The sequence below is a fragment of the Devosia sp. genome (assembly GCF_030689745.1).
In the GTDB taxonomy this organism is placed as follows: Bacteria; Pseudomonadota; Alphaproteobacteria; order Rhizobiales; family Devosiaceae; genus Devosia; species Devosia alba.
Genome location: NZ_JAUYGL010000138.1, coordinates 1 through 25,887, shown reverse-complemented (window position 1 = coordinate 25,887; position 25,887 = coordinate 1). Strand labels below are relative to the sequence as shown.

The following is a 25,887-nucleotide window of genomic DNA, read 5'->3' as shown; positions in this document are numbered from 1 at the left end:
CGCAGCCGCTGCGTCAGATCGGTGGCCTCGCGTTCCAGCTCGGGCACCCGACGGCGCAGTTCGGCCTCACGAAGTTCCAGCTCCTTGATGATTTCGAGGTTCTTGTCGCGCTCGGCCTTGAGTAGTGCCAGGTCACTGCGCTTCTGGTTGACGTCACCGAGTTGTTCCGCCAGCCGCCCGCGCAGCGTCTCGACATGCGTTTCCAGCCGCCGTGTGGACAAGGCGAACTCGGCGCGCAACTGATCCTTGTCAGCGCGGAACTCAGCCATGGTAATGGGCGTGGCCGCCTGGATTCGGCGCTTGGTCAGGCGCACGGCGCGCTTCCACACCGCCGGCAAGATGATCAGCGCCACCAGGCCAGCAATCAGCAAGCCCAGCGCAAAATACATGATGTTCTCAATGAGCATCGGCCGAACTCCGAAACCACGCGGCCTGAACCGGCATGGACTCCTCCGTTCTGGCAGCTATGGGACGCTACCACCATCTTCGCCAGTGATTAACCCTAACGCGCCGCGGTCGCCCCGTCACGACAATGCCGGGGTTTTTTGGCCCCGGCATGGCAAAATTGATCGAGCACCGTCAGCAGATCAGAACGGGTTCCACGTCGGCTCATTGGTGAACTTGAGATAACCCACATTGATGCCCAGCCGCGCGCCGACACCCGAGCGGATCGGCACCATGACTACATTGCCCCGCTTGAGCACCGTCATGCCGAAGCCGCCCAGCACATAGGCCGAGCCGTCAACGCCGGCAAAGCGCCCCAGCGTGTCGGAAACCTGGCTCAGATTGTACACCAGCATCATCACCTTGGAGCCGTCGCCACCGACATCAAAGCCAATCGAGGGCCCCTGCCAGAAAATGTTGAATTCGCCGGCATTGCGGGTGTGCAGCACGCCCTCGCCATAGCGGGCGCCGGCAAACAGGGCGCCGCCTGCGTCTTCGCCCAGAATATAGCCATTGGGCAACCCGAACTGGCTGACCGCCCGCTCAACCACCGACGCCAGGCCCTGCGAGGCGCTGCCAAAGAACTGTTTGCCGCTATCGACCAGATCCTCGCCCGAATAGGTGTCGCTGAGTGAGCCCTGTGCCAGCGCCACAGGCACCGGTGCCCCCACGGCACACAGCATGGCAAATAGAATGACGAGGCGCTTGATCATCGGAATACTCCCGGACGGAAGGCAAATTTGGCAATTGCCGGCTTGTTAGGGCTTGGACCTTAACTTTTGTCGGGCATGTTGACCTTGTCCACATGCCGTTCTTGGTTTGAAGATGAAGCAAACCTGTAAACAAATCTTAACCATTCTTGCCTTTGTTTTGCCTCTATTGGGCGGGGGCTCGCTCACCGTCCAGCCCGCCCAGGGCCAGTCCGTGGTCACCTTGATCGTGACCGACCCACTGACCGGGATTGCCATGGCAGGGATGGATCCGGTCAGCTATTTCACTGAGCCTGCGCCGCTGTCTGGCGTCTCCGATTATGAATATATCTGGCAGAATGTGCCCTGGCATTTCGCCACGGCGGCGAACCGCGACATTTTCGTCAGCGCGCCGGAAATCTATGCCCCCCAGTTTGGTGGTCACGATGTCACCGGCGTATCGCGCGGCTTTGTCGCCGATTCCGACCCCTATTTTTACGCCGTGTTCAAACAGCGCCTCTATCTGTTCTATTCTGCGGCCAATCGCGAAGCCTTCCTGCTCTCGCCCGACGCCACCGGGCGAACGGCCGAGGAGAAATGGCCCGAGCTATCCAAAAACCTCTCCATCAATTGAACTTCCTGGTGGAGTCACCCGTCATCCCCGCAATTTGGGGTCCACTTTTAACCACCACCCTCTAATGTCTGCAAAAGTGATTCTTTGCCGATATTCCCGCGCTACGGAGACAGCAGCATGGCTGACATCATCGACCTTAAGGCAACCGACCTCGCGGCGATGCTCTGCAGCCGCGTCTGCCATGACCTGATCAACCCCATTGGTGCAATCGGCAATGGCCTTGAAGTACTGGGCGACCCCGCCCAGACCGAGATGGCCGAAGGCGCCCGCGACCTCATCGCCAGCGCTGCCCGCCAGAGCCGCGCCAAGCTCGAATTTGCCCGCCTCGCCTATGGCGCCTCCTCCACCTCGGGCACCGATATCGACACCCGCGAGTGCGAGCGCGTTGCCCGCATCCTGTTCGAGATCGAAAAGGCCGATCTGGAATGGACCGTGCCGCTGATCCTGCTGCCCAAGCACAAGGCCAAGCTGTTCATGAACATGCTGCTGATTGCCGCCATGTCGGTGCCACGCGGCGGTCAGGTGACGGCCTCGATCTCCGGGGACGCCGGCAATGAGAAGTTTGAATTCACGTCCAAAAGCGATCCGGAAAAGCGTCAGAAGACGCTGATCCCCTCCGGTGCTCCCGGCCTGTTGGCCGGCACGCCTGATGAAGGCTTCGTCGATGCGCGTGGCATTCAGCCCTTCTACACCGGCATTCTGGCGCGCATGACCGACATGGAAATCTCCATCGGCATCGAGAACGATATGTTCTATTTCAACGCCATTCCCAAACCGGTCGTCGAAGCGGCGTAACCGTCAGCAATTTGCTAACCAAATGCTAGGAAGTGCTGCGTCACAATGAGACCCGTGCTACTCGCGCTGGAGCGCCTCCGAAATGAAATCCTGCCTGATCGTTGATGACTCCACCGTGGTGCGCAAGGTCGCCCGACGCATCCTCGAGAACATGGACTACATTGTCGATGAGGCCGAAGATGGCCAGGAAGCCTTCGACAAATGTCGGGCCGAAATGCCCGACGCCATTCTGCTCGACTGGAACATGCCCATTCTGACCGGGCTCGATTTCCTGAAGCTTCTCAGGGGTTACGTCGGCGGTGAAAGGCCCTATGTGGTCTATTGCACGGTCGAAAACGATATCGGCGCCATCGCGCTGGCGCTCAAGGCGGGTGCCAGCGACTACATGATGAAGCCCTTCGACCGCGCCATTCTGGAAGCCAAATTCGACCTCGACCAGGCCGCCTAATGCTGCTCCGCCGCCTCGGCGCGTCCCAATAGATAGGCCCGCTCCCGCCCATTGCGCGTCAACTGGGCCGCCCGCCGAAACGCCGCCGCCGCTTCCTCCTGCCGCCCCAACCGGCTCAACATATCGCCGCGCACGCTGAACAGGAGATGATAGTCCTTGAGCGTTGGATCATCCTTGATGGCCTCGATCAGGACCAGCGCCGGCGCCGGCCCCTCGGCCATGGCGACCGCCACTGCCCGGTTCAGCTCGATAACCGGCGACGGGTTCTGCGCCATGAGCACCCCGTAAAGGGCCGCAATCCTCGGCCAATCGGTATCGGCGGCCCTGCGTGCCCGGGCATGACAGGCCGCTATTGCTGCTTGCAGGGCGTAATGCCCTGTCGCCCCACCCAGCGCCAATGCCTGGTCCAGTGCCGCCAATCCACGTCCAACCAGCAACCAGTCCCACCGCGACCGATCCTGGTCCAGCAACAATACCGGTTCGCCTGACGGACTGGTTCGCGCGCCCAGGCGCGACGCCTGGATTTCCATCAGCGCCACCAAGGCATGCACCTCGGGCTCCTCAGGCGCCAGCCGGGTCAGCACGCGCCCCAGCCGCATCGCTTCCGCACATAATTGGGGACGCACCCAGTCTTCCCCGGTCGTAGCGGAATAGCCTTCATTGAAGATCAGATAGATCACCCCCAACACCGAGCCGAGCCGGGCCACCCGCTCCGGCCCGCGCGGCACTTCGAACGGGATATTTGCCGCTGCAATGGTCTTCTTGGCCCGCAGGATACGCTGCCCGATCGTGGGCTCGGCAACCAGAAAGGCCCGGGCGATCTCTTCTGTGGTCAATCCGCCCAGCAGCCGCAAGGTCAGGGCCACCCGGGCCTCGGCTGACAGAATGGGGTGGCAGGCCGTAAAGATCAGCCGCAGCAGATCATCGCCCACATCATCATCCATGGCCTCGTGCAGGGTCTCGGTGACGTCTGGTGTGTCGATCTCGATATTTCGACCGACCTCCTCCAGCTTCGTCGCCGCCATCGAATTGTGGCGAAAATGATCGATGGCCCGCCGCTTGGCCGTCTGCATCAACCAGGCCGCAGGATTGGTCGGCACGCCAGACGCAGGCCACGCCTTGAGCGCTGCCAACAGGGCATCCTGGGCCAGTTCTTCGGCAAACGAGATATCGCGCACCATGCGCGTCAGCGCCGCAATCAGTCGCGGACGTTCAATCTTCCAGACCGTGTTGATGGCGCGGTGGGTTTCGGCATTCTGTTCCATGACCCCGATGAAACCAGCAAGTCGCCAATGCCGCAACTGCACAAACGCAGCAATGTGGGGACCGACGCCAGGCCGGCGCCCGTCTCCAGCACCGAGCAAGCAACCAATGAGCTATTCAAACATCCCCTTCGGTATTTCCCCTCGAAGAAACGGTTCAATGAAGCCGTGCAGCAGCTCCACCTGGTTAATTACCGCCGTGTGCGACGTGGCCGGCAGGATGGCGAGCCGCGACGATGAGAGCGGCGACCCCATATCGCCCATGTCGCCGCCGCCGAGCAGGCGGAATAGCGCAATATTGTGCTCAAGCGTGGAGACATCGGCGTCACCGGCGATGATCAGGATGGGGGTCTTGAGGGCCTTCACCTCCTCTTCCCAGGCCATCGGCTCGTGCTCGAGGGCGATCAGCTTTTCGACCACCCCGCGGAAGCCGTCCGGGTTCGGTGCGAGCTTTTTCCACTCATCTTCCATCGCTGTACCGACGAAGAATTCGGGCACCATCTGGGGAATGAACGCGACAAAGGCGGGCTGCCAGCCGGAGCTGTCATAGGCGACTGAAGCGGCGACGAGCTGGTCGACCTTTTCAGGATGATCAATGGCCAGACGGAGCCCGGCAGCGGCGCCCATGGAATAGCCGAAGATGTCGGCCTTCTCGATGCCCATGGCATCCATGAACGCTGCGACGTCGCCGGCCAGATTGGGATAGGTAATGGGCCGCTCAATATCGGTGGTGCGACCGTGGCCCTGGAACTCAAGCGCATAGACCTCGTGGGTTTCGGCCAGTTTGGGAATGATCGCACCCATGGTGGGTATGTTCATATAGGCGCCATGCAGCACGATCAGCGGGTCCCCTGTCCCCGACACCTCGTAATACATCTGCATGCCATTGATCTCGATGGTGGCGCCGACAGGTTTGGCCTGGGCAGCTATTGCGGTAGCCATCAGCAAGGCTCCCGCGATGATCGCGGTACGGATCATGGATCGTCTCCTCTGGATGAAGCGGCCACACGACCGCGCCTCTGACCAGACGACGAGTTGGAATTGCCCTGTTCGACAAGACCCACCGAATTTTGTGGCGGTCAGACAAAGAAAAACCCCGCACGACAGCGTCGCACGGGGGTCTAGTTGAACGTCAGGAGCCTGGGAGGACTAGGCGACGTTCTCGGAGTAGCTGTCGACCTCGTCTGGCTCACGCAGCACATAGCCGCGACCCCAGACGGTCTCGATGTAATTCTTGCCACCGGTGGCCACGCTCAGCTTCTTGCGCAGCTTGCAGATGAACACGTCAATGATCTTGAGTTCGGGTTCGTCCATGCCACCATAGAGGTGGTTGAGGAACATTTCCTTGGTGAGCGTGGTGCCCTTGCGGAGGGAGAGCAGCTCAAGCATCTGGTATTCTTTGCCAGTCAGGTGCACGCGCTGGGTCTGCACTTCGACGGTCTTGGTGTCGAGGTTGACCGTAAGCTCGCCGGTGGTGATGACCGACTGGGCGTGGCCCTTGGAGCGCCGGACGATGGCGTGGATGCGGGCCACGAGCTCATCCTTGTGGAACGGCTTGGTCATGTAGTCGTCGGCACCAAAGCCGAGGCCACGCACCTTGTCCTCGATACCGGCAAGACCAGACAGAATGAGAATTGGCGTCTGAACCTTGGCGACACGCAAGGTGCGCAGCACCTCATAGCCGCTCATGTCCGGCAAATTCAGATCGAGAAGAATGATGTCATAGTCGTATAGTTTGCCGAGATCGACGCCTTCTTCACCGAGATCGGTGGTGTAGACGTTGAAACTCTCCGACTTGAGCATCAGTTCGATGCTCTGCGCTGTCGCGCTGTCGTCCTCTATAAGGAGTACCCGCATTATATTCCCCTTGTCATTCGTTCCTGCTGGAACCGTGGGACCTGGCCTGCCCACGCCAACCCTACTGGATATGACTGAACCCTAAGTCCAAATAGTTAACAAAGTTTAATTCGGTTCCGCAATACGCAAATGTTGTTAGGCACATTTTAGTCTAAGTCATTGAATTTAAACGGTTAACATTATCAAATTTTCTTAATAAATTGGTTTAAGTAAGAGCCGCAACCGACTCTTTGGACTCACGCAATTGGCACTGTATGGGGTTTGGAGGGGGTCACACGTCAGGATGCAGACGGACCGGTCCATCGCCACCAATAGCGCCTTTTGCTTAACGTTGCGTTACTGTCCGATTCGCAAACCGCGTCGATTCGAGGCGCCTGGAAACCATAATAGCTTCGATGCGACATATGTTGGACCTGTCATGAAAGCGCTGATTTCGGCCATTGATGCAATCGACGACATCGAGGTCTATGGTCGCGTCAAATCCGTGCAGGGCCTGCTGATCGAGATCGTCGGCCCGGTGCGCGAATTGCGCATCGGCGGCCGGGTACAGATCGAGACCACCGAAGGCGAGCAACTGGCCGCCGAGATCATCGGTTTCAAGAATGGACACGCCCTGTGCCTGCCGTTTGGGCAACTGGCCGGCGTGCGGCTCGGCTGCCGGGCCATCTTCCAGCGCAGTGATGGCGCCGCCTTTCCCGCGGAAGGCTGGCTGGGCCGTGTGATCAACGCCAATGGCGACCCCATTGATGGCAAGGGCCCACTCCCCCGTGGCGCCACGGCCTATCCCCTGCGGCAGAACCCGCTACTGGCCCATGATCGGGTTCGTGTCGGCGATCCGCTCGATCTGGGCGTGCGCTGCCTCAACACTTTCACCACGGTTTGTGAGGGTCAGCGGCTTGGCATTTTCGCAGGCTCGGGCGTAGGCAAATCGGTATTGATGAGTATGCTGGCGCGCAACACCAATGTTGACGTGGCCGTCATTGGCCTGATCGGCGAGCGTGGTCGCGAGGTACACGAATTCATCCAGGAATATTTGGGCGAAGAGGGGCTGGCGCGCGCCGTTGTGGTAGTCGCCACCTCCGATGAAGCCGCGCTGATGCGGCGGCAGGCCGCCTATATGACCCTGACCTTGTCCGAATATTTCCGCGATCAGGGCCAGCGGGTGCTGTGCATGATGGACAGTCTGACCCGGTTCGCCATGGCCCAGCGTGAGATCGGCCTGGCCATTGGCGAACCGCCTACTGCCAAGGGATATCCGCCCACCGTGTTCACAGAATTGCCACGATTGTTGGAAAGGGCCGGTCCTGGCACACCAACAACCGGTTCTGTTACCGGACTGTTTACCGTTTTAGTCGAAGGTGATGATCACAACGAGCCCATCGCCGACGCCGTTCGCGGCATTCTCGATGGGCACATTGTGATGGAGCGCGGGATTGCCGAACGGGGACGTTACCCGGCGGTGAACGTGCTCCGGTCCATCTCGCGCACCATGCCAGGGTGTGTACCGGTCGAATATCGACCGGTTCTGGCCAAGGCGCGAGAACTCATGTCGATTTATGCCGACATGGAGGAACTGATCCGGCTTGGGGCTTACCGGAAAGGGTCAGATCCGAAAGTGGACCGCGCTATTGCCATCTATCCGGCGCTGGAAGCTTTTCTAAGCCAGGACCGGGAAGAGACGACAACCGTTGCTGCGGGCTATCAAATGCTCGAAGCCATTGTCGCCGAAGCAGGCGCGGCAGACTGATGGGGCAGTGTATTGACCCCGGAACTGGCTTGATGTGTAAGGAGTACAAGTCTTGAAATCGCGCAGTGAGAGCCTCATCAGGCTCAAGAAGTTTCAAGTAGACGAGAAGCGCCGCCAGGTTGCGCAGATTGAAATGATGGTCAACGATTTCGAGCGCATGGCGTCCGAACTCGACCAGCAGATCGACATCGAGCACACCAAGACCGGCATCTCCGATATTGCCCATTTCGCTTATTCGACCTTTGCCAAGGCGGCGCTGAGCCGGCGCGACAATCTGCTTGCCTCGGCGGCAGATATGCGCGGCAAGCTCGAAGCGGCGCAGGATGCGCTGGCCGAAGCGCTCGAAGACCTCAAAAAGGTTGAGCTGCTGGACCAGCGTGAGCATCAGCGCGAAGCCGCTGAACAGCTCAAGGTCGAACAGTCCGAATATGACGAGATTGGCCGCCTCCGCTATCGCGGCCAATAGGTTTCTGACAATTTGAAGAGGGCCCGCCATGTCGGGCCTTTTTCTGTTTTGTCAGCTTTCCTGCGCGATCCCGATCATGTCCCATAGCCGTTCCTTGGCCAGGATCAGCAACCAGGGCGTATGATCGGCCGGCACAATCTCTACCGGCCCGCCAATGCCTTCATTGGATGTGCCGCCCAGCCCGCCTGGCTCCAGCCGCAGCCCATCAAGCGGATAGAGCAGCCCGCTCGAACCGGTAAAGCTGACCGGGATCAGCGGATGGATCGACACCCGCTCCCCCGCACTGGCCGCAAAGCCGATCGGACCAACCACCGCCAGCGCCACATCAACCTCATCGACCACCACAATCTTGCGCTGCGGCGCATATTTCAGCACGGCGCTCAATGCGGCCAACGTGTGGTCCAACCGCCCGCCGGTCATGCCCAGCGCCAGCGTCACCGGCGCCTGGGTTGAGTATAGCGCCTTCTGGAAATCAGTGGTGATCTGCTCGGGAATATGGATCACCCGCGTCCGCCGTTCCCAGCCTGCGCGATCACGCAGCGAATCGAGATCCCCGATGATCAGCTCGGGGACCAGCCCAGCTGCGCCGATCGCGTCGCCACCGCCGTCTGCGCCGATCAGCGCCACCCCGCGCCTGGCCAGTTCGCGCAACAGAGCCGGATCAACAACGCCACCGCCGACAATCGCCAGCGGCTGGTCAAAGCTGAAGATCTGGGCGGCCAGTGGACGCACGGAAGTCTCTTGCACTGTCACTGGGCACTCTCTAAGTGTGGGGCGTCTCGCTGGGGTGTTCCGGATTTATCCGGAGCTGAGAGTTACCCATTGAACCTGAACTAGGTCATGCTGGCGGAGGAAGTTCGAGATGGCAAGGGCATCTCGTTGCGTCCTGCCATTGACACACATCCCCCTTCCATGACCGCAATCGACGAAGGGATGACCCATGGTCAAATCTGCTCGTATCGTTGCTGCGGCCCTTTTTGGCCTGCTTGCGGCCCCCGTCTTTGCCGAAGACACGCCGACCCTGAAAATCTATACCTATGACGGCTTTGCCGCCGATTGGGGCCCCGGCCCGGCGCTCAAGCAAGGTTTCGAAGCCATTTGTGATGGGTGCACGGTTGAGTGGATTGCCGCCGACAGCTCTATTGGCACGCTGCGCCGTGTCCAGCTTGAGGGTGACACCACAGAGGCCGATCTCATCGTTGGCCTCGACACCGCCATTGCCGGCGAAGCCCGCGCCACGGGATTGTTCGCCGATCATGGTCTGGAGCTGACGGACCTCACCTTGCCAGAACCCTGGAGCGACGCCCAGTTCGTCCCATTCGACTACGCCCATTTCGCCTTTGTCTACGACACGGACAGTGTCACCACGCCACCCAAATCCTTTGAAGAACTGATTGCCCTGCCGGCCGATTTCAAGATCGCCATTCAGGATCCGCGCTCGGCCACGCCGGGTCTTGGCCTGGTGCTATGGATCCGCGCCGCCTATGGCGACCGCGCGCCCGAAATCTGGGCCGGCCTCAAGCCCCATATCCTGACGGTGACGCGCGACTGGAGCGAGAGCTACAATCTGTTTCTGAACGGCGAGGCCGATATGGCCCTGAGCTACACCACCTCCCCGGCCTATCACATCCTCGCCGAGCAGGATGACACCATCCATGCGGCCATGTTCGACGAAGGCCACCTCGCCCAGACAGAAGTGGCCGGCATTCTCAAGTCATCCGAGAATCAGGACCTGGCGCGTCAGTTCCTGGCCTATCTGGCTTCGGTTGAAGGCCAGAAGGTCATCCCCACCACCAATTGGATGTTCCCCGTCATTGACCTGGGTGATGATCTGGACCCAGCCTTTGCCACACTGCCCCAGCCCGCCGGGACACTGGCCTTGACCGACGCCGAAATCGCGGCCAATGCCTCGGCCTGGATCGACGAAATGCTCAAGGCTGTGCAGTAACAAGGGTCACGCCGCATGCTCACCCTGCCCCATCGCCCAACCCGTATCGCCACCGCGATTGGCCTGGCGCTGTCCATTGTGAGCCTGATCGCCCTTGTTCTGTGGGCCATCCTCGCTGCCGCGACCGGCAGCGAGGGGGCCGCCTCGCGCATCGACGTGCCCCACCTGCTGCGCATGACATCGCTGCAGGCCAGCCTCACCACAGTTCTCTCCCTCGGTGTCGGCATGGCACTGGCTTGGGCGCTCAATCGGCTGCGCTTTCCCGGCCGCGATCTGCTGGTTGGCCTGTTTGCCTCGGCCATCGTCACCCCGGGCATGGTGGTGGCCTTTGGCCTGCTGGCAATCTGGGGTCGCAATGGCTGGATCAACCGCGCCAGCGAGGCCCTGTTCGGCTTCCCGCTGGGCAATCCCGCCTTCGGCCTCTCAGGCATTCTGCTGGCCCATGTTGTTCTCGATGGCGCCTTTGCCGCCCGCATCCTGCTGGCACGGCTCGATACCATCCCGCCCAACCTGCTCAAGACCGGCCAGTCGCTGGCGCTGACCACCTGGCAGCGCTTTGTCATTCTCGACTGGCCCGCCATGCGGGGCACCGTCCCGGGCCTGGCCGCGATCATCTTTCTGCTGGCCTTCACCAGCTTTCCCATCGTGCTGCTGCTCGGCGGCGGCCCGGCCAACCAGACCCTGGAAGTCGCCATTTACGCTGCGGTACGACAGGATTTCGATTTGACCGGCGCGGTGCGCCTGGCACTGACGCAAATTGGCGTCTGTTCCGCCGTCATTCTGATTGCCGCCGCGCTGGCCCCGGTTCCGACCAGTTTCGGCTCATCTTCTGCCCAAACCTGGCGCGACCGGCCCGCAGCCCGCACCATCCAGGCGCTGGTGCTCCTGGTCTGCACCATCGGCTTCGTGCTGCCCCTGGCTTCGGTTCTGGTGGACGGGCTGACCACCGGCATGGGCCGACTGTTGGCCCAGCCGGCGTTCTGGCGAGCCAGCCTGGCCAGCCTCGTCATCGGGACCGCATCGGCACTGCTGACCCTGGCCCTGGCACTGGGGCTGGGACTTGGCCGCGCCGCCACCGCCAGCGGCGTCATGCGAACCCTGTTGAGCATGCCCGCCTTTGCCTATCTGGCAGTGCCAGCGGTGGTGCTGTCGCTCGGCTTTTTCCTGCTGGTTCGCTCACTGGGTATCGCGCCGGCCACAGCCGCCCCCTATATCGTGGTCCTCGCGAACAGTCTGCTTGCCCTCCCCTTCGCCATGGCCACTTTGGGCCCACCACTTGAGGCAATTGCCCAGACCCGTGGCAAGCTGATCCGCACACTGGGCCTATCTGGCTGGCGCCAGTTCATGGCCGTCGAATACCCCCTGCTGGGCAGAGATATCGGCGTCATGCTGGCTCTTGCCTTCTGCTTCTCTTTGGGTGATCTGGGCGTTATTGCCTTGTTTGGCACCCAGGACTTTCAGACCCTGCCATTGATGATGTTCCGGTCCCTTGGCAGCTATCGCAGCAATGATGCCGCAGCCATTGCCGCGATCCTGCTGCTCGGCACGGTCACGGCCTTTATCGGCCTGCCCCGCCTGTTCCAAAGGATCGCCAATGCTGCGCATTGAAGAATTGACCTTCGCCTATCCCGGGCAAACCACGCCCTATGTCTTCAGCTTTGAAGCAGCGCCCGGCGAAATCACCGCCATTTCCGGCACCAGCGGGTCGGGCAAGTCCACCCTGCTGGACCTGATCGCGGGCTTTCTGCAACCCACGGCCGGCAGCATCAATCTTGACGGCGCCGATATTCTGCCGCTCGCCCCCGAACAGCGACCGGTATCGCTACTGCTGCAATCTGAAAGTTTGTTCGAGCACTTGCGCACCGACCGCAATGTCCGACTTGGCCTGCCCCCGGGCACCAGCCTGGCCGAGGCCAGCCGCCGTGTCGACCAGGCGCTCGATGAGGTAGGGTTGCAAGGTCTCCAGAGCCAGATCGCCGGCACGCTTTCAGGCGGCCAGAAGCAACGCGTGGCTCTCGCACGCACACTATTGCGCGACCGGCCGGTACTCCTGCTGGACGAGCCTTTCTCGGCTCTGGACGATGACACCCGAGCCACCATCCGCGATCTGGTACAGACCCTGACGCTGCGCCACAACTGGCACACCATTCTGGTCAGCCACCATGCCGACGATGTCGATGCACTGGCCAATCGTCGCTATCTGCTGGTCGACCGTCGGCTACAGCCAGCTTAGCGCGGGGCTATTGGGCCCAGGCGCCGAACACCTTCTCGAACAGCGCCTGGGCAGCCTCATCCTTTTCCAGGGTGATGATCGCGTTGCGGCCTGTTCCGTATACCACCGCCAGATCCATCCATTTGCGGTTCTCAAGCAGATCAATATTGGCCGTGGTATCTGTAGGCGACGCGCTGAGTGCAAACAGGAACGAATTGCCGACCACGCGGGCCGAAGCACCAACCAGCGGCGTGCCCGGCACCAGTTCTTCATCCTTGAGCAGCACACCCGGCAAATTGGCCACCGTTCCACCAATGAAGGTGTCCGAGACCTGGAAGTCCACTTCCATCAAATGGCTGGCCGGCAGGCTGGGGTCCGAATTCTTGCGGATCGTCAGATCCACGCCCAGATTGCGGGCCGGGATGCTGGCATGGCCAATCAATGTTGGCAGACCAAGTTCATCAACGCCCTCGCGCCACTCCACCGTGCCCGAGAAAGGGACCGCTCCAGTGGTGCCGGTGGCGCTGGCTTCCAGCAGCAGCGACTGGCTGCCCGCCAGTACGGCCGGATCAACCGATGCACCCGGATCGTCGATGGCCGGTGTGTTCGCGGCCTGTCCTGGAAGGCGTTCTTCGCTCTTGCCATCAGCACCACCCAGCGGCGGCAGCACGGTTTCTGTTCCGGTCGACGCGCTCGGCTGCGGCGTGGGCTCAAGGCGATCCTCGACCTCCAGCCCCTCCAGTGTGGTGGCGGGTTCGACCGCCGGTGCCGTCGCCGTATTACCGGGAACTGCTACGGGATCGGTCGCTGTTTCAGGGCTCTGCACAGGGTCCAGCGTTGGCGTTGATGGCGCAGCGACGCTGGTATTCTGCTCCTCAGCAGGCTGTGCCTGACCAAACATCTGCTCGAGGTCGACATAGCCTTCGCGCCATGCCCAGAAGCCGGCGCCGCCAACCCCCACCAGCAGGATAGCGAACACGACAAGAAAAATAGTAAGGCCGGATCCGGCGCGCGGGACAGCAGGAGGCGACACGAAACCGCTGTCATCGCTGTCATCCCCGCCGTGGTCCGGCGCCGCGAACATGCGCTCAGCAACAGCCTGGGCTGTCTCGGGCGTGTCGGCACTCGATTCACCGCGCGCTTCGCGATCCAGTGTCTCGATTGCCCGCTCAATCGCGCCCTCAGCTTCGCTGGCATCGGGCTCAAGCTCGACTTCCCGCACCGTTGACAGCGCCGGCTCGACTGCAGCGGACGCCAGTGGTTCGGCCGGTCGCCGCAGGGCTGATTGCGATCCGCCCAGCAAGGGCTCGACTCGCCCGCCGCGCGCAATTTCGGCTGTCGAATTGACAGCCAGCGCCGCATTCTCGTGGCGCGAGCCATAACTTGCCGGCCTTGGCGTCGTTTCAATGGGGCGGATGTTTGACACCGGCTGCATCGGCGCGCTGCGGGGCAATTCCGGCCGCGACGGCAATTCCGCTGATTCGCTTTTTGGCGTGGGTTTGCTGACCACCGGCACCTGGATTACCGAAACGCTCCCGGTAGCGGCCGCCTCGGCAATGATCTCCTCGATCGACATGGCATCGGTTGATTTCGCCGCTACCGCGACCGGCTTTGGCGGCCCCACAGGCAGGTCTTCTGCCGCAGCGTGGTCGGTTGATTCACTCTCGGACGACTTGGGTTCATCGGGCCTGGTTTCGGTCGGCGGCGCGGCAACCGGCTTTGGCTCGGGGGCCCGGGGCGCCAGCGTTCCCTCACGTCCCAGCGTGATAACAGCCTCGCTGGCTTCCTGCTCGACCCGGCGGATACAATCTTCGAGCTGCAGACGGTGCTGGGTGATGTCACGTGCCGGCAATGGCGGAGAAATAGCCCGCAACTGACCCACCAGAGCCGAACGCGCCTTCTCATAGACCGCACGCCGTGCGGCCCCGTTATTCTCCGGCAACGCCGAGATAGCCCGGCGCAACAGCTCTTTGTAGTCCGCCATTGGTTACTTGATACTCACGATTTCTGCGCCGAGTTGTAGCAAAAAAAATCAGTCTTGAAACGGGTCAACGACAAGGATGGTATCGAGCCGTTCCGGGCTCGTCGACAGCATTGCTACCGAAGTACCAATTTGTTCCTCGATAAAACGGACATACTTGATGGCCTGCGCCGGCAATTGCGCCCAGCTGCGTGCCCCGGCTGTCGTTTCCGACCAACCTTCAAGCGTCTCGTAGATTGGCTTAACCCGCGCTTGTGCTCCCATTGAGGCAGGCAGGTAATCAATCCGCACCCCATCCAGCTCGTAGCCGACACAGACCTTGATCTCCTTGAGGCCGTCGAGCACATCGAGCTTGGTCAGCGCAATGCCGGTGATGCCCGAGGTCTTGACGGTCTGCCGCACCAGCACCGCATCGAACCAGCCACAGCGCCGCGGACGGCCGGTATTGACGCCCACTTCACGACCCACCACGGCCAGATGCTTGCCGATATCGTCATCGAGCTCGCACGGGAATGGGCCTTCGCCCACGCGGGTCGTATAGGCCTTGGTGATGCCCAGCACGTAGCCGATGGCCGTTGGGCCAAGGCCAGAGCCGGCAGCTGCCTGTCCCGCCACGGTATTGGAAGAGGTCACGAACGGATAGGTGCCGTGATCATTGTCCAGTAGGGCGCCCTGGGCGCCTTCGAACAGGATCCGGGCGCCGGCCTTGCGCTTGTCGTCGAGCACCCGCCAGACCTGATCCATAAAGGGCAGGATATCGGCGGCAACGGCGATCAGTTCGTCATAGATCGTCTGGGCGTCGATCTCGGCCAGCCCCATGCCACGACGCAGCGCGTTGTGGTGGGTCAGCAGGCGCTCGATCTTGACCATCAGCGTATCGGGTTCGCTCAGATCGACCAGACGGATGGCACGGCGGCCAACCTTGTCTTCATAGGCCGGGCCAATGCCGCGCTTGGTGGTGCCAATCTTCAGTCCCGAATTGGAATCCTCGCGAATGGCGTCCAGTTCACGATGCAGCGACAGGATCAGCGGTGCATTGTCGGCGATGCGCAGCAGTTCGGGGGTGATCGTCACTCCCTGCGCGCGCAGACGCTCCAGCTCACTGACGAAATGGTGCGGATCCACCACCACGCCATTGCCAATCACCGACAGCTTGCCTTGCACCAGACCGGACGGCAGTAGCGCGAGCTTGAAGCTCACCCCGTCAATAACCAGCGTATGGCCGGCATTGTGACCGCCCTGATAGCGGACCACGACGTCGGCGCGCTCGCTGAGCCAGTCCACGATCTTGCCCTTGCCCTCGTCGCCCCACTGCGAGCCGACGACAACCACATTAGCCATGAAATTCCATCTCCAGGATAGGCGCGACACGAAGGGTCCGACAAAGCCGTCGCCCCTTCCCCAATTTGGACGTCTGTCCCCCGACCAACTTTGGTTGACGTTTCAACCGGGTCGAATAACTGCTAAGTCCGACTGTCCTTACATCACCCGGGCTACGATGACAAAGCCGCTAGTGCACCAAAATCGCGGCATTTCCGCCCGCGTCCTCGACCAACCCTATCTCATGTTGATTCTGGCCCCCATGTTCTGGGGTGGAAATGTGGTGGCCGCCAAGATGGTGGTGGGAGAGATCGACCCCTTTCTGCTGCTTTCGGCCCGTTGCGTGGGCGCTACGCTGTTCATCCTGCCGTTTTCCTGGCGCTTCCTGTCCGCCGACTGGCCGGTGATCCGCCGCACCTGGCCCCTGTTGATGGCCTATGGCGCCCTGGGCTATGCCCTTTACAATGTGCTGCTCTATCTGGGGCTGACGACCACCACGGCCGTCAATTCCTCGATCGAAACGGGCGCCCTGCCCATGATGATTCTTGCTGCCAACTTCATCGTCTTCCGCGTTCGTGCCAGAGTGCTGCAGGTACTGGGTGTGCTGATCGCCATATCTGGCGTCATGCTCACCGCCACCCATGGCGACCTGCGCCGCATTCTCACACTCGATATCAATATCGGCGACGGTTTCGTCCTGCTGGCCTGCCTGACCTATACCGCCTATACGCTGGCCCTGCGGTTCCGCCCGCAAGTGCATATGATGAGTTTCATGGCCGTCGCCTTCACGGGGGCAGCTATCACCGGTCTGGTCATGCTGCAGCTGTTCGGCCCCGGCATCACCGCCTTTGCCACCATCCCCACCATGTCGCCCACCGTCTGGGCCGTGCTGGTCTATGTGATGATCTTTCCCTCCATGTTCAGCCAGATCTTTTACGCCCGCGGTGTCGAACTGGTGGGCGCCAACCGGGCTGCCCCCAGCCATAATCTGATCCCGGTCTTTGGCACGCTGGGTTCGGTGATCATTCTGGGCGAACGGCTCGAACTCTATCACTACCTCGCCGCCGCCATCATCATCGCCGGCATCGCCATGGCCGAATGGGCCGCCCGCCGCATGCGCTAGAGCATCGCCCGACGGCGCTGCAATGCCGGCGCGCGCCGAAACGCCGTCCGGCTTGCGCTTGCGGTTTTCACGGTGATGGGCGGCCTTTGGCTCGATCCAGTTTACTACTCAGGGAGCCAAGGGCCGCCCATCACGGATCTGGAGTTTCCTCACCGGGTCCGGATCAAGCGGGACTAGTGTTGCAAGCCCGGTTGCCGACTGTCTGCCCGGCCAAACGGGCGCCCCCGTCTCCAGCCTTCCCGCCCGGCCCTGCGTCGGGGCCGCGTGCTGGCGGGAACGGGAGCAAGTATGCGCGCGGTTTTCGCGACGGGGACAAGAAGGACAAGTTGGCCCGCGGGGCCGGCAACAAAAAGGCCGGCGCCAGAGCGCCGACCCTTTCACTATTCAAGCACGCTCAAAGCCTAGAAGCGCAGCGCCTTGGCCTGCTTGACCCCTTCGAGCGAAGCAATCTCGGCGAGCTGCGCCTCGGTCAGCTGCCCGTCAATCGACACCAGCGCGATCGCGTCCGCACCCTGTTCGGCGCGGCCCAGATTGAAGTTGGCGATATTGATGCCAAGTGTACCCAGCAGCGTGCCCAACCGGCCAATATGGCCGGGCTTGTCCTCATTGGTCACATACAGCATGGATGGCGTCAGTTCGGCCTCCATATTGATGTTCTTGACCTGGATGATCCGTGGCTTGCCGCTGGCAAACACCGTCCCCGCCACCGCGCGTTCCTGACGCTCGGTGACAACCGTCAGGCGGATGTAGTTTTCATAGGCGCCCTGCTGCTCGCGCGTCACCACTTCCACGCCAATGCCCCGATCCTTGGCGATCTGCGGCGCCGAAACCATGTTCACATCGGGCATCATCGGCCGCATCACGCCATAGACTGCCGAGGCCACCATGGGGCGGGTATTCATGCTGGCGACATCGCCCTCGAACTCGATCTTGATGCCCTTGATCGCCGTTTCGGTCATCTGACCGGCAAACGAGCCGAGCATTTCGGCCAGCTTGATGAACGGGGTCAGGCGCGGTGCTTCTTCGGCCGAGATCGATGGGAAGTTCAGCGCATTGCTGATTTCGCCGGCATTGAGATAGGCCGAGATCTGCTCGGCCACCTGCAGCGCCACATTCTCCTGGGCTTCGCCGGTGGAGGCGCCCAGATGCGGGGTGCAGATCACGTTGGGCATTTCAAACAACGGGTTGGCCGTGGCGGGTTCCTCGAGGAACACGTCCAGCGCCGCACCCGCCACCTGCCCCGACTTGAGGGCTTCGTAGAGCGCGGCTTCGTCGATCAGGCCGCCACGGGCACAATTGATGATCCGCACGCCCTTCTTGGTCTTGGCCAGCGCAGCAGCGTCAATGATGTTGCGCGTCGCGTCGATCAGCGGCGTGTGCAGCGTGATGAAGTCGGCGCGCGCCAGCAGCTCATCAAGCGTCACCTTCTCGACGCCGATCTCCAGCGCGCGATCAGGCGTCAGGAATGGATCAAAGGCGACAACCTTCATCTTGAGGCCCTGCGCGCGGTCGGCCACGATTGAGCCGATATTGCCCGCGCCGATCAGGCCCAGCGTCTTGTTGGTGACTTCCACACCCATGAAGCGGTTCTTCTCCCACTTGCCGGCGCGGGTCGATGCATCGGCCTCGGGCAGCTGGCGCGCCAGCGCCATCATCATGGCGATGGCGTGTTCGGCGGTGGTGATGGAATTGCCAAAGGGCGTGTTCATCACGATGATGCCCTTCTTGGTCGCGGCAGGGATATCGACATTGTCGACACCGATGCCGGCGCGGCCGATGACCTTGAGCCTGGTCGCCGCGGCAATGACCTTTTCGGTCATCTTGGTGGCCGACCGGATCGCCAGACCATCATACTGGCCGATGACTTCGAGCAGCTTTTCCTTGTCCTTGCCCAAATCGGGCAGATAGTCGACCTCGACGCCATTGTCCTGGAAGATCTGGACGGCGGCCATGCTGAGCTTGTCGGAAACGAGAACCTTGGGCATTGGGTAATCCCTGAAATTGATGTGAAACCGTCCCACACCCTTGATCCCTCCCCACAAGGGGGAGGGATGCACAGGAGCTGCGCCGGCAGAGGCTTCGGCTCCATCGTCTCCCTCCCCCTTGTGGGGAGGGATCAACGGTGGGGGTTCTTGAGTTAGGCAGCGGCCTTGTCGAGCGCGGCCTTTTCTTCGGCGAAGGCGAAATCGAGCCACGGCACCAGCGCGGCCAGATCGGCCGTTTCGATGGTGCAGCCGGCCCAGATGCGCAGACCCGACGGCGCGTCCTTGTAGGCGCCGATGTCATAGGCCACGCCGGCCTTGTCGAGCCGCGCCACGATGGCCTTGGCAAACGCCGCCTGCGCCGCGTCATCGAGCGCCGTGATCGCCGGATCGACGATCGAGAAGCACACCGAGGTGTTGGAGCGGTTAGCCTCATCCTTGGCCAGAAACTCGACCCACCCGGTCTTGGCGACCCAGTCGGCCAGCACCTTGAAATTGGCGTCAGCGCGCGCCTGCATGGCACTGAGGCCACCCAGCGACAGACCCCATTCCATCGCATCAATGGCGTCTTCGATGCAGATCATCGAGGGCGTATTGATGGTGGCGGCCTGGAACACTTCTTCCAGCAGCTTGCCGCCCTTGGTCAGGCGGAAGATCTTGGGCAGCGGAAGATCGGGCTTGAAGGTCTCCAGCCGCTCGACCGCACGGGGCGACAGGATCAGCACGCCATGGGCGGCTTCACCACCCAGCGCCTTCTGCCAGGAGAAGGTCACCACATCGAGCTTGGCGAAATCAAGGTTCTGCGCGAAGGCGGCCGAGGTCGCATCGCAAATGGTCAGGCCCTGACGATCGGCCGCGATCCAGTCGCCATTGGCAACCCGCACGCCCGAGGTCGTGCCGTTCCAGGTGAACACCACGTCACGGTCAAAATCCACCTGACCGAGATCGGGCAGTTCGCCATAGGGCGCCTTGATGATGCGGACATCGTCCAGCTTGAGCTGCTTGGACACGTCGGTGACCCAGCCTTCGCCAAAGCTTTCCCAGGCCAGCATGTCGACGCCACGCGCGCCGAGCATCGACCACAAGGCCATTTCCACAGCGCCGGTATCGGAGGCGGGGACAATGCCGATGCGGTAATCGGCGGGAACTTCCAGCAATTGCCGGGTCAGGTCGATTGCGCGCTGAATACGCGCCTTGCCCGGCTTGGAGCGGTGCGACCGACCGACCAGCGCATTGGCCAGCGCTTCAACCGTCCACCCAGGACGCTTGGCACAGGGGCCTGACGAGAAATTTGGATTGGCCGGTTTTACCGCCGGCGCGGTCAGGGGCATTGGAGCCATCTTCAGCGACCCTCCCAGGTCTATGCGTCTCGCGTTAGGGCGAGATGTCCTGAGACGGCGAATACGCCCGAACCCATGGCGGCGTCAATACGTCTTTTTGGCGCAGCGTTTGCTCCGGAACTCATAAGCTTGTTTCGGGAAACACAAAAGGTCCTGCCATCTTGTAGCTTCGGCAGTAGGTGAAAATCCGTTGAACTGCCGTCGTCATTGACGCAGCGGGAGTTACCCTTTCTTAGGGTGCGGCTTGTACGCTTTGAAGCATTCCATTGATTGAGAGCAATTTCGATGCGGGTTTCTACAGTATCGCTGCTATTTTACTTGGCGCTTCACTCTCCTGCGTTCGCCTATCTGGATCCGGGTACCGGCAGCATGATCCTGCAGGGGATTATCGGCGGCGTGGCGGTTGGAGCGGCAACAATCTCGGTCTATTGGAAGAAGCTCACCTCGATCTTTGCTGGTCGCGCCCGCAGCAAGTGACATCACAGAGAGCGTTGCGGCGCGTCGCAGGGTCTTTTCGAGATCCCGCCGGCGGCGTCTTTGAATCAGGCGATCTGATCTACCGCAGCGTGAGCGCGGTTGGCTCCTCGCATTATGAGGCCGCAGTGACCGCCGGTGTGCTGGACGGCCTCGTAACCGATGGCATGCTGGTGCCCTATGAGAGGATCGCGCCTTCGTCCGTTGAAGCCGATGCCGGCATGGTGCATCTGCTTCAGCATCCTCGGCTTGAAGTCATTTCGCATCCCTATGAATGGTCGTTCTCTCTGCTAAAGGACGCTGCGATTTTCCAGCTGGAGCTCTTGATCCGGCTGCTGGACCAAGGCTTTACGCTCACGGACGCGTCCGCCTACAATATACAATATGATGGGCATCGCCCGGTCTTTCTCGACCACTTATCTATCCGCCCCTATCGCGAAGGCGAATTCTGGCTGGCGCATCGCCAGTTCTGCGAGCAGTTCCTGAACCCACTGGTGCTGCGGTCTGCACTCGGCGTGGCGCACAACGCCTGGTATCGAGGAACATTAGAAGGCATTCCGGTTGCCGACCTCGCCCGGCTCCTGCCCCTGAAACGGCGGTTGTCGTGGAATGTCCTGGTTCACATCCTGCTGCAAGACCGGTTCCAACAATCCGCCGGGTCGCGTGTCGACCTGGGCCAGACGCTGCGGCAGCGGCAACTCCCGAAGGCCCAGTTCAGGGCCATGTTGCAGCAATTGCTCAGGTGGATCGGCCGGATGACGCCCGCCGGCACACGCCCGACCACTTGGGCAGGTTACGCAGCCAACAATACATATTCAGAACTAGACGGCGGAGCAAAGCGACAGTTCGTGGCCGACTTCGTCGCTTCGAGCGGCGCGAGGTCGGTCATTGATCTGGGCTGCAACACCGGCGACTATGCCAGGATCTGCCTCGATAATGGCGTGGGCCGCGTCGTTGGATTCGATTTTGATCAACAGGCCCTTGATGGTGCCCATTCCCGTGCCAAGGCCGAGAACCTGAATTTTCTCCCGCTCTTTCTCGATGCGCGCAATCCGAGCCCGGATCAGGGCTGGCTGCAATCGGAACGCATGGGGTTTGCAAAACGCTTCGAGGCGGATGCTGTACTGGCACTGGCCTTCGAGCACCATCTGGCGATCGCGCACAATGTGCCACTTGATCAGACCCTCGACTTCATAATGTCCACCGCTCCCCAGGGCGTCGTGGAGTTCGTCCCCAAAGACGACCCCACGATCAAGACGATGCTGGCGCTGCGCGAGGACATCTTCCCCGACTATAGCGAAGGCAACTTCCGGCATTTGCTCGCAGCGCGCGCCAGAATCGTGCGCGAGGAACAGATATCGGCGTCGGGGCGCCGCATGTTTGTGTTTCAGAAGTAGCAAGACGGTGGGCGACGAGACAGCGAACCGCATCGATCAGGGGCGAACCGCCGGCACAGACCGGGTGCTTCTCTTCGTCCTGCCGCTACTTGCCTTCCTGCCCCCGATGGTACACGCCTACACAACATTAAAGCTGCCGCTGGGCATCCACTTTTGGCTGCTGAGCGGTGGTATTGCCGCGTTGGCCCTGCTGCTGGGCTCCGCCATGGCTTGGTTAGGCACCAAAGTGGAGGACCGTCCGTGGCAGATCCTGCAAGCCGTTCTGCTAGGTTCGGTAGTCCTGCTGCTGATTGACCTATCGACCTATCGGTTCGATGCATCCCTTCTGCTGGCTCACCTCCCCTGGGCATTGGGGCTCTGGGCCTGCCTTGCCGCCACCTTCTGGCTTCTTCGCCGGCAGCTTCCGAAAATTTTGTTTGCCGGCGCTCTGGCGCTCCTGCTGTCGACTGTCGCGCCACAGGTCCACCTGTCGTTCTTGGCCCCTGCAGCGCAAGCCGGCGCGTCGGGCGGAACGCAGAAGGAAGCACCGCCATTCATTTACATCGTGCTCGACGAAATGATCGGCCCAGAGGGTATTCCGAAGGATATCGAGGGCGGTGAGAAGGCCTATCAGGCGGTGCGCCAACTGTTCGACAAGCACGGTTTCCGCTTGTTCGGCAGCGCCTTCAGTCGCCATTCGCTGACGGTTCGCTCGATACCCAATACGCTGAACTACGACGTTGACGACAATAGCTGGGGGATGGTTCTTCGACACAGCAACAACGGCGTCGTTCAGTCGGTGCTGTTTGAAGAGCTGGCGCTTTCAAAGCCACTCGTTGTCTACCAGACCAAGCACATCAATTTTTGCAGTTCCGTGCCCACGCGATGCGAAACTCTGCAGTCCTATGACGCTCAGGGGGAATGGGTCACACAGCTTGGTCTCGGTCCTGCCGAGACCCTCTTCACGCTCAGGGAGGCCCTGTCTGGCAGTCTGTTGGCACGTGGCGGAATACAACTCCTGGCGACTACCTTACGTTTGGACCTCAACAAGGCGGTCCCCGAGTATTTCGACGTCCACGCATTCCCGGCCTGGTTTGACCACTTTTCCGACGATGTGGTCCGGTCAGAAGGCAACAGCAACTATTTCGCTCATTTGCTCAGTCCACATGCGCCCTACATTCTCGATGCTTCCTGCGCACCGCAACAAGGGTGGGAACTTCCATACAATCTCGATGACGAACACCTTTCAGACGTGGAGCTAGATGACGCCCGCGCCAGACACTACCGCGCCTATTTCAAGCAGATGACCTGCTTGCTGGGAAAGCTGGACGCCTTTCTCATGCGCTTGGCCGATAGTCCCGCATTTTCTGACGCTACGATTGTCCTGCACGGCGACCACGGTTCCCGTATCTCTGGAGGTCGCTTCGCTGAAACCATCACCGAACGCGATCTCGTCGACAATCACTCGACCCTGTACGCTATCCGCGCCCCAGAGATCGAAGCTGCCTATGATCTTCGCCGTGTATCGGTACAGCAGCTCACTGCCGAGTATTTCAGCAACGTGAGCCGACCAGCTTCCGATGACGATCTCAGCGTCGTCATTGACTCGATACGGGAGGGTAACGCTGTGGTTCTGCAGATGCCGAAAACTCAAGGCGAGACGCAGCTCACCGGTGAATTGGCAGAGTGGTAGCCAAGTGGAGACATCTATTTTTGGGCATCTGCCGTCATTGTAGCATCAGGCTTTCTACTGTCGGCTCGGAACTGGTCCCTGTTTTTATTGGTTCTATTGCCCAGCACCGTATGCCTCATGGGGCCCTGGATTGACTTATGGTCAACTTTGAATTGCGCCGACGCGTGCCCGTCTGGACACGATATGGGAAATGGACCAATCACCGGGATCGTTGCGGCGGCTACCCTGTTCTTTGTTCTGGTTGCTGGCATCAAAGCCTTGATGATCCAGGCGGCGACCGCGACGCAATCGGCCTTAGCGCGGACGAACGGCTGCTTTCGGTGTCTTTCGGTCTGACCGCAAACGACCGCAATGGGGTCGGTATCCGACAGTCGGCAACGCGCCCCATTCCGGCCGTCGCCAGGTTCACATGCCAAGCCTGAAAGCCGACATCCGAGGGGCAAGACTTTCCTTGCGACTAGCGCCCGCCGACCAAGTCCAACATGGCGCGTACGGCAGTCGCATAGCCCTTTGCGCCCAGGCCGGCCATGACAACATCGGCGCGCATTGACACGTAGGAGCGATGGTAGATCGGCTCGCGCTTGTGGATGTTGGAAATGTGAAACTCGATCACCGGTCCTTCGAACATCTTGAGCGCATCGAGCAGTGCCAGCGAGGTGAAGGTGAAAGCGGCCGGATTGATGATGATCCCTGCGCCCTCGTCAATCGCCTCATGTACCAGATCGATCAGCTTTTCCTCGCTGTTGGTCTGGTGAAACTGGATGGGCGTGTCGCCGCTGCTCGCGCGGCAGAGGTCTTCGACCTCTGCCAAGGTCGTGGTGCCGTAGATGGCGGGCTCGCGCTTGCCCAGGCGGTTGAGATTGGGACCGTTGAGCACATAGATTGGTTTCATGGCACTAGCCTCCATAGCCAAAGGTGCGGGGCAGCCAGAGCACAGTCTCGGGGACGAAGGTGAACAGCAGCAGGGCGCCGATCAGGGCGAGGAGGAAGGGGAATACGTCGGTGACCAATTCGCGCATCGAGGCGCCCGAGATACGCGTCATGATGAACAGCAATAGCCCGAAGGGCGGGGTGATCAGGCCGAGCATGATGTTGACCACCACCACCACGCCGAAATGCACCATGTCGATGCCCAGAGCCTGCGCCGTGGGGATGAAAATTGGCACGATGACCAGCAAAATGGTGGTGCCTTCCAGCAGGCAGCCCAGCACGATCAGCAGGATGTTGACGGCGATCAGGAAGGTGATCGGGTCAAGCTCCCAGGCGATTAGCATGGTGCTGAGACTGCGCGGGATATTCTCCACCGTCACGACATAGTTGAACACCAGGGCCCCGGCGATCAGCATGCCAATCGAGGCGGTGGTCTTGGCGCTGGTCAGCAGTGACGCATAGAAGTCTCGGGCGCTGACGCTGCGATAGATGACGACCGAAATGATCAGGGCGTAGAAAGCGGCAATGGCAGCGGCTTCGGTGGGCGTGGTGATGCCGCCATAGATGCCGAACATCAGCACGGCGGGCATGAGCAGGACCGGCAGCGCCTCCCAGGTCATGCGCGGCAACTGGCGCAGGGGCGTGGGTGATTCGACGGGGAAATTCTTGAGGCGAGCAGTAATGGCGATCAGCACCATCATGGTGCCGGCCATCAGCAGGCCGGGAATGATGCCGGCGAGGAACAGGTAGCCGATCGAGGCGTCCGAGATCAGCGCGTAGAGCACCATGGGGATCGAGGGGGGAATGATCGGGCCGATCACGGCTGTCACCGCCGTCAGCGCCGCCGCATAGCTGGGGGTATACTTGCCATCCTTGGTCATCATGAATTGCATCATCTTGCCGCTGCCAGCGGCGTCGGCGACAGCCGAGCCCGACATGCCGGCAAAGACGATGGATTGCAGCACATTGACCTGGGCCAGCCCGCCGCGGAACCGCCCGACAATGGCGTCACACCATTTGAGCAGTCGTTCCGACAGCGAACCGGAATTCATGATCTCGGCGGCGAGGATGAACAGCGGCACGGCCAGCATGATGTAATTTGAATACATGCCGTTGAGCAGCTGCTCGGCGACGATGCCCATGTCCTGGCCGCGGATCAGCAGATA

22 protein-coding genes, 1 pseudogene and 1 riboswitch are annotated in these 25,887 nt (G+C 61.1%); of the genes and pseudogenes, 11 read left to right on the top strand and 12 right to left on the bottom strand.

Annotated elements, in window-relative coordinates:
* Both Q8O80_RS11940 and Q8O80_RS11935 read right to left on the bottom strand, forming a co-directional pair.
* Window positions 1-407: pseudogene (locus tag Q8O80_RS11940) on the bottom strand (hypothetical protein); the annotation flags it as partial.
* Window positions 408-587: 180 nt separating this feature from the next.
* Window positions 588-1,157: a DUF1134 domain-containing protein gene (locus tag Q8O80_RS11935; RefSeq protein ID WP_371136180.1), complete on the bottom strand. Its 570-nt coding sequence runs from the start codon at window positions 1,155-1,157 to the stop codon at window positions 588-590.
* Between the two features lie 211 nt (window positions 1,158-1,368).
* Between Q8O80_RS11935 and Q8O80_RS11930 the strand changes: the two genes are divergently transcribed.
* From Q8O80_RS11930 to Q8O80_RS11920, 3 genes are all read left to right on the top strand, one after another.
* Window positions 1,369-1,767, top strand: a complete 399-nt coding sequence (locus Q8O80_RS11930; RefSeq protein ID WP_305579678.1) for a YHS domain-containing (seleno)protein — start codon at window positions 1,369-1,371, stop codon at window positions 1,765-1,767.
* A 117-nt stretch (window positions 1,768-1,884) separates the two neighbouring features.
* Entirely contained in the window at window positions 1,885-2,562 is a 678-nt protein-coding gene (gene chpT / locus Q8O80_RS11925) for a histidine phosphotransferase ChpT (RefSeq protein ID WP_305579677.1), read from the top strand.
* Window positions 2,563-2,644: 82 nt separating this feature from the next.
* Entirely contained in the window at window positions 2,645-3,010 is a 366-nt protein-coding gene (locus Q8O80_RS11920; protein ID WP_305579676.1) for a PleD family two-component system response regulator, read from the top strand.
* Here the strand turns inward: Q8O80_RS11920 and Q8O80_RS11915 are convergent.
* The 3 genes from Q8O80_RS11915 to ctrA form a co-directional block, all read right to left on the bottom strand.
* Window positions 3,007-4,275, bottom strand: coding sequence for an RNA polymerase sigma factor (locus Q8O80_RS11915; protein WP_305579675.1), 1,269 nt, complete (start codon window positions 4,273-4,275; stop codon window positions 3,007-3,009). The genes Q8O80_RS11920 and Q8O80_RS11915 overlap by 4 nt on opposite strands.
* Before the next feature lie 111 nt (window positions 4,276-4,386).
* Window positions 4,387-5,250 (bottom strand): alpha/beta fold hydrolase, encoded by an 864-nt coding sequence (locus Q8O80_RS11910; RefSeq protein ID WP_305579674.1) that lies wholly within the window; start codon window positions 5,248-5,250, stop codon window positions 4,387-4,389.
* Window positions 5,251-5,421: 171 nt separating this feature from the next.
* Complete coding sequence (gene ctrA / locus Q8O80_RS11905; protein ID WP_305579673.1) at window positions 5,422-6,129, bottom strand: response regulator transcription factor CtrA; 708 nt, start codon at window positions 6,127-6,129, stop codon at window positions 5,422-5,424.
* Between the two features lie 418 nt (window positions 6,130-6,547).
* Here ctrA and fliI point away from each other — a divergent pair, with 418 nt between their 5' ends.
* Together fliI and fliJ are read left to right on the top strand one after the other, a co-directional pair.
* The gene (fliI, locus tag Q8O80_RS11900; RefSeq protein WP_305579672.1) at window positions 6,548-7,876 is read left to right on the top strand and encodes a flagellar protein export ATPase FliI; all 1,329 of its coding nucleotides are present in this window, start codon (window positions 6,548-6,550) and stop codon (window positions 7,874-7,876) included.
* A gap of 52 nt (window positions 7,877-7,928) precedes the next feature.
* Complete coding sequence (fliJ, locus tag Q8O80_RS11895; protein WP_305579671.1) at window positions 7,929-8,342, top strand: flagellar export protein FliJ; 414 nt, start codon at window positions 7,929-7,931, stop codon at window positions 8,340-8,342.
* 51 nt (window positions 8,343-8,393) lie between these two features.
* On the opposite strand, the gene Q8O80_RS11890 is transcribed toward fliJ, so the two are convergent.
* Complete coding sequence (locus tag Q8O80_RS11890; RefSeq protein ID WP_305579670.1) at window positions 8,394-9,074, bottom strand: thiamine diphosphokinase; 681 nt, start codon at window positions 9,072-9,074, stop codon at window positions 8,394-8,396.
* A 41-nt stretch (window positions 9,075-9,115) separates the two neighbouring features.
* A riboswitch (TPP riboswitch) is annotated at window positions 9,116-9,216 on the top strand.
* 66 nt (window positions 9,217-9,282) lie between these two features.
* On the opposite strand from Q8O80_RS11890, the gene thiB reads away from it, so the two are divergent.
* The 3 genes from thiB to Q8O80_RS11875 are packed head-to-tail and all read left to right on the top strand — an operon-like array spanning window position 9,283 to window position 12,523.
* Window positions 9,283-10,290: a thiamine ABC transporter substrate binding subunit gene (gene thiB, locus Q8O80_RS11885; RefSeq protein WP_305579669.1), complete on the top strand. Its 1,008-nt coding sequence runs from the start codon at window positions 9,283-9,285 to the stop codon at window positions 10,288-10,290.
* Window positions 10,291-10,305: 15 nt separating this feature from the next.
* Entirely contained in the window at window positions 10,306-11,898 is a 1,593-nt protein-coding gene (locus Q8O80_RS11880) for a thiamine/thiamine pyrophosphate ABC transporter permease ThiP (RefSeq protein WP_305579668.1), read from the top strand.
* Window positions 11,885-12,523, top strand: coding sequence for an ATP-binding cassette domain-containing protein (locus Q8O80_RS11875; RefSeq protein ID WP_305579667.1), 639 nt, complete (start codon window positions 11,885-11,887; stop codon window positions 12,521-12,523). Before Q8O80_RS11880 ends, Q8O80_RS11875 begins: the two co-directional genes overlap by 14 nt.
* Before the next feature lie 7 nt (window positions 12,524-12,530).
* On the opposite strand, the gene Q8O80_RS11870 is transcribed toward Q8O80_RS11875, so the two are convergent.
* Window positions 12,531-14,486, bottom strand: coding sequence for a hypothetical protein (locus tag Q8O80_RS11870; protein ID WP_305579666.1), 1,956 nt, complete (start codon window positions 14,484-14,486; stop codon window positions 12,531-12,533).
* Between the two features lie 48 nt (window positions 14,487-14,534).
* Window positions 14,535-15,824, bottom strand: a complete 1,290-nt coding sequence (locus Q8O80_RS11865) for an adenylosuccinate synthase (RefSeq protein WP_305579665.1) — start codon at window positions 15,822-15,824, stop codon at window positions 14,535-14,537.
* A gap of 172 nt (window positions 15,825-15,996) precedes the next feature.
* Between Q8O80_RS11865 and Q8O80_RS11860 the strand changes: the two genes are divergently transcribed.
* Window positions 15,997-16,926: a DMT family transporter gene (locus tag Q8O80_RS11860; RefSeq protein ID WP_305579664.1), complete on the top strand. Its 930-nt coding sequence runs from the start codon at window positions 15,997-15,999 to the stop codon at window positions 16,924-16,926.
* A 401-nt stretch (window positions 16,927-17,327) separates the two neighbouring features.
* Here Q8O80_RS11860 and serA read toward each other — a convergent pair whose 3' ends face one another.
* A complete protein-coding gene (gene serA, locus Q8O80_RS11855; protein WP_305579663.1) occupies window positions 17,328-18,911 on the bottom strand; it encodes a phosphoglycerate dehydrogenase in 1,584 nt (527 codons plus the stop codon).
* 152 nt (window positions 18,912-19,063) lie between these two features.
* Complete coding sequence (locus Q8O80_RS11850) at window positions 19,064-20,248, bottom strand: phosphoserine transaminase (protein WP_371136179.1); 1,185 nt, start codon at window positions 20,246-20,248, stop codon at window positions 19,064-19,066.
* 473 nt (window positions 20,249-20,721) lie between these two features.
* Between Q8O80_RS11850 and Q8O80_RS11845 the strand changes: the two genes are divergently transcribed.
* Both Q8O80_RS11845 and Q8O80_RS11840 read left to right on the top strand, forming a co-directional pair.
* A complete protein-coding gene (locus Q8O80_RS11845) occupies window positions 20,722-22,119 on the top strand; it encodes a class I SAM-dependent methyltransferase (RefSeq protein ID WP_305579679.1) in 1,398 nt (465 codons plus the stop codon).
* Window positions 22,120-22,126: 7 nt separating this feature from the next.
* Window positions 22,127-23,791 carry a hypothetical protein gene (locus Q8O80_RS11840; protein WP_305579662.1) on the top strand — a complete coding sequence of 555 codons (1,665 nt, stop codon included), beginning with the start codon at window positions 22,127-22,129 and terminating at the stop codon, window positions 23,789-23,791.
* A gap of 457 nt (window positions 23,792-24,248) precedes the next feature.
* Here Q8O80_RS11840 and Q8O80_RS11835 read toward each other — a convergent pair whose 3' ends face one another.
* Both Q8O80_RS11835 and Q8O80_RS11830 read right to left on the bottom strand, forming a co-directional pair.
* Window positions 24,249-24,683, bottom strand: coding sequence for a type II 3-dehydroquinate dehydratase (locus Q8O80_RS11835; RefSeq protein WP_305579661.1), 435 nt, complete (start codon window positions 24,681-24,683; stop codon window positions 24,249-24,251).
* Between the two features lie 4 nt (window positions 24,684-24,687).
* Window positions 24,688-25,887, bottom strand: a 1,200-nt coding sequence (locus Q8O80_RS11830; protein ID WP_305579660.1) for a TRAP transporter large permease, incomplete at its 5' end; no start/stop codon positions are given.